This window comes from Metabacillus niabensis (assembly GCF_020524345.1).
Taxonomy (GTDB): domain Bacteria; phylum Bacillota; class Bacilli; order Bacillales; family Bacillaceae; genus Metabacillus; species Metabacillus niabensis_B.
Genome location: NZ_JAIVLH010000047.1, coordinates 1 through 10,002, shown reverse-complemented (window position 1 = coordinate 10,002; position 10,002 = coordinate 1). Strand labels below are relative to the sequence as shown.

The window sequence follows — 10,002 nt, the reverse complement described above, 5'->3', positions numbered from 1 at the left end:
AATAAGTTTTTTGAATATCACCCAAATGAACAAGTAGATTTTATTTGTTTTCATTGGAATCATTTAAATACGAAAAAACGAGAGGTAATAGGATTAAAGTTTAATAAGAATAAGAAAGTTTGGGAAAACAGTATTTTCCCTATTCCTGATGTTGTGTTTATACAAGGGTATCTAAATACTAAAATTGTTAAATATTTAGAAGATGTCTTTGGTAAGAATATTTTTAATAATTTCTTATTTGATAAATGGGAAGGGTGGAAGTTTCTTTCCAGTTCTAGAGGGTTAAAGGAATATTTACCTAATACACAAAAGCTCAAAATAGATTATTTGCAATCGCAACTCAGTTTATACTCGGATTATCTTATTAAACCTATTATTGGTAGCAGTGGTAATGGAATAATGAGGATTAAGTCTTTTAAAAATGGTGGTTTCAAAGTATTTCATTCTTTTAAAAATGAAATAACTTACCAAACATTTGCCTCATTATATGAATTATGTAAATGGGTTAAACCTAAAATTCAAATTGGAGATTATATTTTACAAAAAAGGGTTAATACAATAACCTATCGTCGTCATACATGTGATATTCGTTTAAACATGAACAAAAATAGTAAAGGAAATTGGGAAGAGTCTTTAGTTTTATTGCGTATTGCTTCAAATAGTAATTTTGTAATTCCTACAAAAATGTCTAGATTCTATACAATAAAGCAATTGTATAAATATCCCTTATTCCCTAAAGTAAACATGAAAGAATTAGAAAAATCTATAATATCCCTTGGCCACAAAATTTGTAAAGCATTTGACCAATCTGGTTATCATATGGCAGATTTAGGAATTGATTTAGGTCTAGATAAAAAAGGTCGTTTATGGATTTTCGAAGTAAATCATATACCTTATCCTGCTCTGAGCTTTGTTGAAGATCTTTCTATTATTAGACCGTTTGAATATGCTCTTTTTCTAGCTAATTCAACTAATGGTTCTACTACTTAAGCAAAAAAAATGGATCCTTTAACTAACATTTATTTTTTGTAAGGACACCTATATATAAATAGGTGTCCGACTATTATGTACAAATTGATTAGTTGTACAATTTTTCAACGATTATCTATTAACAATTCTAAAAACCTATAATGTTTTATTTATCTTTTTTGGATTCAAAATAATATTCTCTTATAATTTAAAACAAAAAAACACCCAAACTTTTAGTATCAAAATTTGGACGTTCTTCTTACTTCATATAATTATAATTAGATTGGACGAAGTATTTATTTATATAATAAAACCTAGAAAGATCTTTTAAAATTAACTATTTTTTACGTTTTATTAATGAAAAAATACCCCATCCAATAATAATAATTACACCTATAAATATAATTTGTGAAATAAATGAGCTTAATTCAAACATAATATTTACTCCGATACTGAATTAGTTGTAAATTTAACTGTTGAACCGGAAACACTAGAGATAGCAATTGTTGTTCTCAATGTATGCATTCTTGAATACCCAATAGGACCTCTGCTGCTAAATAAATTCCATACCATTGTTGTTTATAGTCTGTTTTAAAATTTTTCCCTGCAGTACCAGTATGACTTGCCCTTGCTAATGCCATCATTCCTGGTTCTTCCACAGTTGTATCACTAACAACAACAAAACTTCCATCCTCAAATTCTACTATTTTCTCTTCATTCTTTACTACTTCTAGATCTTCAGAATCTAACTCATTAGAAGCATTTTCTAAATCAAACGCCTTTTTAAATGCATCTGCTGTATATTTTTCTTTAAATTCAATTACTTCTGGAATGATATAATACCATTAAAATACAAAAAAGTATTTTTTATCTAAAATAATACATAAATTTCACATTTGTTGAGCATTTCCGAAGTGTCAATACATAGTAATTATGAAAGTGTTTTGGTTGCCTTTATGGCAACCTTTTAGCCTTCAGGGCTACAACGAAAAAATAAATAGATTTAGTATTGCAATTCTAAAGCCGAATTGCTATTAAATATAGAGTGAGATACAAGAAGTATAAGAATGCTGATATATCAAGGTTTTCAAGAGGTATAGTGTTAAAATTTTTTAACACCTCTGTTAAAAAATTTTAACACCTCTTATTTTTAAATAAAAAAGATCCGTACTTTTACATACGGATCTTTTTTATTTAAAAAAGATAAATGGGAAGATTATGTTTCTTTTTGTCTTCTTTAATTCTAAAATTTCTAAGTGATTTTCTAAATATATGTTGAGTAGCTTTATCTACTCCATCTTTAGGTGAGCAACAAATAATATTAGGATTTACAAACCATGTTCTAGAAGTACAAATACGTCCATCTTCTGTTGTCATACCAGCTTGTGCAACCCCAAGAATACCTTTCTTTAAAAGACTATTCATAGTTGTTGATATTGAAGTTCTTGTTTTCCCAAACTGTTCAGCAAAATAGCTTGGTGTAGCTACTTCTTCAATAGAATCATCAATTGACTTCTCTATAAGAACATTCGTCTTAAATTCCAAATAAGGAGAAATCTTAAATAAGAAAGCCTGTTCAGCATCCGTTATATAATTTATCTTTACAAGATAATTAATATTTTCTGAAATCATTTGGGTAAACCTCACTTTGTCAGTAGGTTTTTTCTTTTTTCCAAAAAAATAATCATCACCAGTAACTTGTTTCATCATTGTTAAAACTTGATCTATTTGATCCTGAGAAAATCCTTTCAACTGCTCCATTTTTTGATTTTTAATTTCAAAATCTCTTTTTCTAGCATTTATTTCAGCTTGATCAAAATTTATAATATTATCTTTTCCCACTACTTTTCTCTCCCTTTATGTAGCAGGAACTAGACCCATTATGATAGAATATATGTATCTAAATAAAGGGTCTAATCCCTTCCTAATTGAGAAACCGCCAAGCCGACCAAAGCATGGGCGGTTTTTCTCGTTATGTCTATATTTCGACGATACCAAGATTTTCCCCTTTTTTCTAGTTTTTTTCTATTTTCACTCTTAAAGCCTCTAAAAGCTTATCATCTACTCTTTTAGGCTTATATCCCATCCTATCTATCAAAATACCTTCTATCACCTTCAGACGAGCTGTATAACGCCTGTATTCCTGCTCAGCAAATCTAAGAGTATCTGGATCTACAATAACGTCCTCTGGAGCCTTCTGAATGGTCCTCATAAGATTATAGCATTTCGTTCTTTCTTCTCTTACCAAACGTAACAACACCAACAAATCGTAAGTATGAAAACCGGACAGCTCCCCAAAAGGCAGTTCAACATGATCCAACACTAAAAAATCTCTCATTTTTGCACGCTTCTTTTTCAAAGGAGCGTCGCAAAACCCACAGTTTTCAGCATTTTGAATGTTTTCATATCCACAATAAGAACAAATCATGATCTTAATTCCTTGTAGTGATCCAAGACCATTCTTCTAAAAAAAGCAGAAGTAGATTTCAGATCTTTATCAGCTTTTATCTCTTTTTCAATCTGTTCCCATATATCATTAGGAAGCGTTATAGAAACCTTTTTAGTTACACCAAGACTCGGACGACCAGCACTTTCCCTTTTAGCTGAATTTGAGTGCTTCAAATGCTCTGGTAACACATCATATTTGTACGTAGGAATATAAAGTTGCTCAAGCATTTCATTGACCTTTTCCATCCCTACATCATATTTGTTAGCTAATTCCATCAAATCAGATTCCATCTGTCTCATATTCTCATAGGATTCCATTTCTCCGTTCCATCTAGCGTCATACATTTTCTTGTGAAAATCTAATAATTCTAGCATTCTTTTTTCCTTCTTTCTTTTAAGTTACTTTTATTATAACGATTAAGGTAACTTTTAACAAGGGGGAAACTACTACAATTTCAATAAATAAGGGTTGCCATCAAGGCAACCCCAAAAGCCCTAAAGGCTTTAGTTATTAAGGGGATGTTATGATTGCTGTTTTAATTGATTAATTGTGCTACTGCATAGATGGTAGCTGGAACAAAAAATGATAATGCATAAATGGATCTTGCTGAAACCTTAATGTTTCTTTGCTTATCTTTGTATTGCATCACGATTATCTCTCCTTTCTAGTAATTTTTTGAAGCTTTGAAAAAATAGCTCCTAATATATTGTTCTGAATTGTAGGGGACATTTTTTAACTTTTTGATGTTTTCATAGGGTTTTACATATCTTACTTACGCTTTTTCTTATTTTTAAGCCCTCCTTCAAAAAAATCTTGTAGCAAACCGGATAAAGAATAATACGCTCCACATATAGAATAGGCGCATTCATTTTTCTTTTATGGCTTCATAATTAATAGTCAAAAGATTGTAGGTATTTATGCTAGTTTGGCTACTGGAACTTTTTGTTCCAGTACCTATATGATTCCAATTTTACATTTTTGAAAAGTTGGAATCATATGTATCTGTTCCTCGATCCAAGAAATAGTCACCATTATTATCTCGATTTAGTAAGAAAAGTTCCTTTTCAACTTATTAATCTAAAGTAGGAAATTAATTCTCTGAACGATCACCTTTTTTACCTACTTCATTTCTCCATCAGTATCCTAATGTCAAAATGTCATATTGGGATTATAGGCAAAACAAGAAGAGAAGATACAAAGAAAAGTTCAAAATTAAACCCGCACCACAATGGAGTGTGGTACAATGTCCCAAAGAACAAAAGTGATGAAGGGCGCACATATACACCCTATAGGTGTCGTGCGGTTGCTTCGCAACGAAAAAACAAAATCAAAACCTACCATTCTCCTAAAATGGAGAATTCAAAATATCCATTCGTCTCGATGACGAATTTAAAACCAATCGCCCGATGGCGAAGCCAAAATAAAAAATGAACAATCTTTCGATTCTTCATTGTCCATTTCGGTAAAAGTGATTTTCCCAATCATTTTTAAATATGTGGAATTTAAATTTAAAAGTTACGCAGAAAAAATAAAAATGTGAAAGGAGGTTTGAATCATGGCAATATTTCATTTTCAAGTACAGATCCTTACAAGAGCTAAAAATCAAAATGCTGTTGCTTCGGCTGCATATCGAAGTGGGGATGTCTTATTTGATGAAGCTAGTGAAGAACTCAAATTTTATAAGAGATCTGTTCAACCTGAAACCATGATTCTTGCCCCTTCACATGCTCCTGAATGGGTACTAGATCGTAATAGCCTGTGGAATGGAGTAGAGAAAGTAGAGAAGAATTGGAACAGCCAATTAGCAAGAGAGATCAACATTGCCTTACCAAGAGAACTTTCTAACGATAAGCAGGTAGAATTGCTTCAGAATTTCGTCCAGGATCAATTCGTTGATAAAGGTATGGTTGCTGATATTGCCATACATAGAGATGATCAGAACAATCCTCACGCTCATGTCATGTTAACTGTCCGCCAGTTCAATGAAAATGGAGAATGGGGAAACAAAAAGAAAAAAGAATATCAATTGGATCGTAAAGGAAACAAGGTTTTGGATAAGAACGGTAAACCAAAGTATAAAACGATTGCTTTAACTGATTGGGATAAACGTGACAATGTAGCCATGTGGAGAGAACAGTGGTCTACCTATGCTAACCAAATGCTTGAGAAAGAAGGAGTTTCAGAAAGAATTACCCATCTTTCACATGAAGCCCGCGGACTTGATGAACTACCAACCGTTCATCTTGGTCATAAAACTCACGCAATGGAAAAGCGAGGTATTCAAACTGAACGTGGTGACATCAACAGAAATGTTGAAAAGCATAATGCCATTGTCGTAGAAATCAAAGAACTCCAAAAGAAAAAAGAAGAATTAGAAAGAAAAGAAGCACTTGAGGAAAAGAAAAAACAAGTCAAATCTTACTACACTTCTAATGAAAAATTAGCTATTAAAAAAGCTGAAAAAGAACTTGGAGAAGAGGCAAACTTGCACAATGTAAGGACTCAAATTAGTCAAATCAAAGATTCAGAAATAGAAGTTAACCAAAACTATAAAATTTTTTATAACACAAGCTTAATTTTAGAGGAAGCAAAACTTGATTTATCAGCCATTAAGTCAATAGAAACAAGAATTCAGGAACAACAAATAAAGTTAGATAATGCCGGTTTTTATGATCAAGCAATCAAAAAAGAATCCAAAAACGAGTTAGAAAAACTTCATGGGGATCTTCAATACAGAACTGAAATGATAAAGCCAACTCTTGAGAAATTAGGTCTGCAAAATAATCATGAACTTAATTTGTACATTAATAAATTCAACAGCCAAAGATCGGAATGGACGGAAGATAACCAAAAAGAACGTAAAGAAATTCTTCGACAAAAAGAAATTTTTATTAAAGCTGAGCATGCTTTAGAACGAGGTTTTGTCAGAAAAGTAACTGAGCCTTATGCAGAATTAGGAAACACCAGAGAATTCATCAGCTTCGAAACAGCATTGAAGATGAAAGAGCTAAGAGATAAAGTGAATAAACACATTCCTTTAAAAAACATTCAAGAAGCAGTTGCTAATCAAAAAGGATCGGAAAGTGCTTTAGGATTACTAGAAGGTATTATGAAGGGGATTGAAGAAGCTCAAAAGCAAGAACAACGGGAAAACAAAAAGCTTGAGAGACAGCGCTATAGAGGTCAGAAACAAAAACAAAATCAATTAGAGCGTTAAAAGAGTGCTGCTAAACGAAGAATGAGTTTGGCCACACTCTTTTAACTTAGTAATCAGCTAGGATGTAGTTAATTTCTTAATCTTATGCAAAATGAACAGAGTAACTGCATTGATAGCAATTGCAATTGTAGAAATAACCGAAGCAAACATAAGCAATTTCTTCGCCTCCATTCTGTTGTATTGCTTATAAATTAACTCATACTATAGTATATGGCAAACCATGTTCTCTAAGAGAACATAAGTAATTATGAAATACAAAAAAGTAACCTTATTTTAAGGTTACTTTTTAAAATTTATTTTAACGTTAAAGAACCTGTCCATGTATTTCCAATTTTTGCTCCTACACTAAAGCCTTTAACTTGAAAACCAAGTAGACTATATCCCTTTACAGATATTTTAGCTGTATCATTAGTAGTGTTTTTCTTTATAATACTAGCACTACCATTAGTAGTTTGAATCCAACTTACTCCTATTTGCAATCCGGTATAGTAAGATTTAATATTACTTACACTTGTGAATTGAGGTTTTCCACTCACAAATTTATATTTGTAATTAAAAGCGATATTTTTCCAACAAGCTAAACCCGTCATTCCAAAACCACTAAATGGTGCCCACCACTTAATTACATGATCACCATTATAAGTCGAAGCTGCAGCCATAGTTGACATTGTTGTTTTTGAGAGTGATGGAACTGTTGGATTTACTTGTATCGTTTCTTCAAAAGTTTGTTCTTCTTGATTAATTTCTTGCACGTATTTTTCAAATTCTTCAACACTATCAAAATTAATAATTTCTGTTGATTCAGGAACTTCTTCCGATGGAATTAATTCAAAATCAACAGAATCAGATGATTCTAATTCTTTTAATTCCTTCTGTATCTGTAACTGTTCTGGAGTCAATTGTTCTTCTGCTTTTACTCCTTCTTCTGTACTAGCAAAAACACTACTTAAATTAATACTTGAAAATAAAAATACTGCTGTTAATAAAGAAAAACAAAACTTTTTCATGTACATCCTCCCAAATATTAATATTTTTTCCATTTATTAGTACGCAAGTATTAGATTAATAGATAAGTAGAATGTAATCAAGAATTTTATTGGAAATATAATGTATAATATGGAAAAAGGAGGCTGTTAAATTTGAGAAAAACAAATAAAATTATTTTATTAATTAGTTGCTCAATACCAATTTTATCCATTATGTTTTTTCCTCCCCAAATAATCGGAGGAGCTAACACTGGTATTACAGAATATGCAATGGGTTTTCCTTTTCATTTTATTTGGTATCGTAATTTTGGAGAATTCGTATCAAACAAGTTTCTTTTATTCACTCCTGAAGAATTTCTTAAAACTGAAATAAATTTAATATATTATTTTTTATCTGTTTTATTAACTTACTTAGTAATAATTTTTATAAAGAAAATTTATACTAGAATTAGAAAATCAAGCAACCATGTAACTCAATAATTAACGAAAAAAGGATCTTCTTTAAAAGATCCTTTTAATTTTCCATATTAAATTACTTACCAAATAAACGAGAGAAGAAGCTCTTTTTAGACTCCTCTTCCCTTTTTTCCTCAGCTGCAGCAATTAACTTTTTTGTTTCTTGAACTTCTCTTAGTGATTGTATTAATGTGTTATCACGTTTATTTAAGCGTTCTTCTATGTATTTTTGCTGTTCATCTAACTTCTCGATTAAGGATTTATTGAACTTTTCTTGCTGTTTATACCGTTCTTCTTGTTGTTCTATGAACAGCATTAACCGTCCGACTAATTCATCATTAGAACGCATGTAAGGAACGTTGTTCTCTTCGTTTATTACCTGTTCTATTTCCGTCTTATCGGAGAACGGTACCTTTTGATGTTTTGAAGTTACTATTAATGAAGCGTTATTCATAGACATATTTTTCTCTTGAACAAGTTTTTTAAATTGTTGGAGAACGAGCAAATCTTGTTGCGTGAATATCCTTTTATTCTGATCCGTTCGGTAAAAACTATACCCGTGTTCTTCTAAAGATAGGCACCATTTACGGAGAGTACTGTCACCAATGTTTAAACGGTTAATCATTTCCTTGACGGTTAGAGTTCCTTCCGTTCGACTCAAGCTTAAAACCTCCGATCTCATTTACCGTTATTGTATAGAAATATCTAGAGATTGGACAGATGGAACTTGTATTCGCTACTGTTGTTTCAAATTTTCCCGAAAAAGAAAAGAATTTTAAATTGCATAAAACTCCCCTTTTTTATACAGCAGCCAGGCTTCTTCATAAGCCAAAAACCCTGATACAACAACGTTGTATAAAATCATGCATAATCGATAAAAAACAGACAAGAGCCAAACCCTTGATAGATAAGGATTTGGCTCTTTATATTACTTCGTATAGTTGGCATTATGTTAACTAGATTTGTATAGAGTATACATTTTTCCATTAATAGCGTAGAGAATAACACTTTTAACTGTTTAAGACCATAACAAACTGCATATGTCATAAGTCATGCTACTATCTTGATTTTTTTTCTTATTCCTGTGATAAAAGTACATTTTTTTATGAATTACATATTATATTGGGAATTTCATCCGATTTAAATATCCATTAAAAAGGAAGTGTTTAATATGGGTGTAGGCCCTGCTTGTCCTTGTAAATTTCGTTTAGGTGTTGCCGGCAATGCTGCTCCAGCAATGGTTACAGTTACAGATCCAAATGGGGATGTAACAATTTTTATGGGTACGATAAACTTTTCAGCTGAACAATGTTTTACTGGTGGTCCAAACTGTAATCCAGCCGTTGATAACTTTACAATTAGTTTTGGGTCTAATGGAAGTACTATTAATTTCACTCAAGGAAGACGTGGTACTATTAGTTGTTTTGAAGATTTGATTGCCATGTTAGATAACGGTACAGCCCAGGCTAGTGGAAATGTATTAACTGGAGATTTTACTGTTGATTTTTCGTATGAGATTAATCCAATAACAGATATCGCCACTATTTCTATTACAGCAACTGGTGCAGACAATACTGTTTTCCAAACAATATTTATGGCAATGGTTTCTCCGCAAACATTTATTGGTGGTTGTGAGGAAACTACTGATCTATAGCAAGATATTATCTCATCTTCTCCCCCCTGGTTCTTAAAAAAGGAACCAGCCCATTTTAATCGAGTTAGTTTAGTTAGGTGGTTATGATGACGCGAATAATTGGGATATGTATACGCCACAATAGTTTAATAAGTTTAACTACAATAAGAATTAATAAGTTTTTTGAATATCACCCAAATGAACAAGTAGATTTTATTTGTTTTCATTGGAATCATTTAAATACGAAAAAACGAGAGGTAATAGGATTAAAGTTTAATAAGAATAAGAAAGT

11 protein-coding genes are annotated in these 10,002 nt (G+C 31.5%); 5 read left to right on the top strand and 6 right to left on the bottom strand.

Annotated features, from left to right (window positions below; all coding sequences use genetic code 11):
- The coding region (locus tag LC095_RS26270; RefSeq protein ID WP_226530864.1) for a YheC/YheD family protein at positions 1–990 on the top strand (990 nt) is incomplete at its 5' end.
- 491 nt (positions 991–1,481) lie between these two features.
- On the opposite strand, the gene LC095_RS26265 is transcribed toward LC095_RS26270, so the two are convergent.
- The 4 genes from LC095_RS26265 to LC095_RS26250 all read right to left on the bottom strand — a co-directional run bounded on the left by LC095_RS26265 (position 1,482) and on the right by LC095_RS26250 (position 3,792).
- Positions 1,482–1,628 (bottom strand): hypothetical protein, encoded by a 147-nt coding sequence (locus LC095_RS26265; RefSeq protein ID WP_226530863.1) that lies wholly within the window; start codon positions 1,626–1,628, stop codon positions 1,482–1,484.
- A gap of 535 nt (positions 1,629–2,163) precedes the next feature.
- Positions 2,164–2,811 carry a MarR family transcriptional regulator gene (locus LC095_RS26260; RefSeq protein WP_226530862.1) on the bottom strand — a complete coding sequence of 216 codons (648 nt, stop codon included), beginning with the start codon at positions 2,809–2,811 and terminating at the stop codon, positions 2,164–2,166.
- A gap of 172 nt (positions 2,812–2,983) precedes the next feature.
- On the bottom strand, positions 2,984–3,397 hold the full coding sequence (locus LC095_RS26255; protein ID WP_226530861.1) for a hypothetical protein: 414 nt from the start codon (positions 3,395–3,397) through the stop codon (positions 2,984–2,986).
- Positions 3,394–3,792: a hypothetical protein gene (locus LC095_RS26250; protein WP_226530860.1), complete on the bottom strand. Its 399-nt coding sequence runs from the start codon at positions 3,790–3,792 to the stop codon at positions 3,394–3,396. The genes LC095_RS26255 and LC095_RS26250 overlap by 4 nt, the downstream gene beginning before the upstream one ends.
- 1,181 nt (positions 3,793–4,973) lie before the next feature.
- On the opposite strand from LC095_RS26250, the gene mobQ reads away from it, so the two are divergent.
- Positions 4,974–6,635, top strand: a complete 1,662-nt coding sequence (gene mobQ, locus LC095_RS26245) for a MobQ family relaxase (protein ID WP_226530859.1) — start codon at positions 4,974–4,976, stop codon at positions 6,633–6,635.
- A gap of 293 nt (positions 6,636–6,928) precedes the next feature.
- Here the strand turns inward: mobQ and LC095_RS26240 are convergent, their stop codons facing one another.
- A complete protein-coding gene (locus LC095_RS26240; protein ID WP_226530858.1) occupies positions 6,929–7,642 on the bottom strand; it encodes a hypothetical protein in 714 nt (237 codons plus the stop codon).
- A gap of 132 nt (positions 7,643–7,774) precedes the next feature.
- Between LC095_RS26240 and LC095_RS26235 the strand changes: the two genes are divergently transcribed.
- A complete protein-coding gene (locus LC095_RS26235) occupies positions 7,775–8,101 on the top strand; it encodes a hypothetical protein (RefSeq protein WP_226530857.1) in 327 nt (108 codons plus the stop codon).
- A 52-nt stretch (positions 8,102–8,153) separates the two neighbouring features.
- On the opposite strand, the gene LC095_RS26230 is transcribed toward LC095_RS26235, so the two are convergent.
- Positions 8,154–8,738, bottom strand: coding sequence for a DUF3967 domain-containing protein (locus LC095_RS26230; RefSeq protein WP_226530856.1), 585 nt, complete (start codon positions 8,736–8,738; stop codon positions 8,154–8,156).
- A 510-nt stretch (positions 8,739–9,248) separates the two neighbouring features.
- Between LC095_RS26230 and LC095_RS26225 the strand changes: the two genes are divergently transcribed.
- Both LC095_RS26225 and LC095_RS26220 read left to right on the top strand, forming a co-directional pair.
- On the top strand, positions 9,249–9,731 hold the full coding sequence (locus tag LC095_RS26225; protein ID WP_226530855.1) for a hypothetical protein: 483 nt from the start codon (positions 9,249–9,251) through the stop codon (positions 9,729–9,731).
- A gap of 86 nt (positions 9,732–9,817) precedes the next feature.
- The coding region (locus LC095_RS26220) for a hypothetical protein (protein WP_226530854.1) at positions 9,818–10,002 on the top strand (185 nt) is incomplete at its 3' end.

Excerpts from the sequence above, each read along its gene's own strand:
- LC095_RS26255 (WP_226530861.1), bottom strand. The coding sequence starts at position 3,397 with ATGATTTGTTCTTATTGTGGATATGAAAACATTCAAAATGCTGAAAAC.
- LC095_RS26250 (WP_226530860.1), bottom strand. The coding sequence starts at position 3,792 with ATGCTAGAATTATTAGATTTTCACAAGAAAATGTATGACGCTAGATGG.
- mobQ (WP_226530859.1), top strand. The coding sequence starts at position 4,974 with ATGGCAATATTTCATTTTCAAGTACAGATCCTTACAAGAGCTAAAAAT.
- LC095_RS26240 (WP_226530858.1), bottom strand. The coding sequence starts at position 7,642 with ATGAAAAAGTTTTGTTTTTCTTTATTAACAGCAGTATTTTTATTTTCA.
- LC095_RS26225 (WP_226530855.1), top strand. The coding sequence starts at position 9,249 with ATGGGTGTAGGCCCTGCTTGTCCTTGTAAATTTCGTTTAGGTGTTGCC.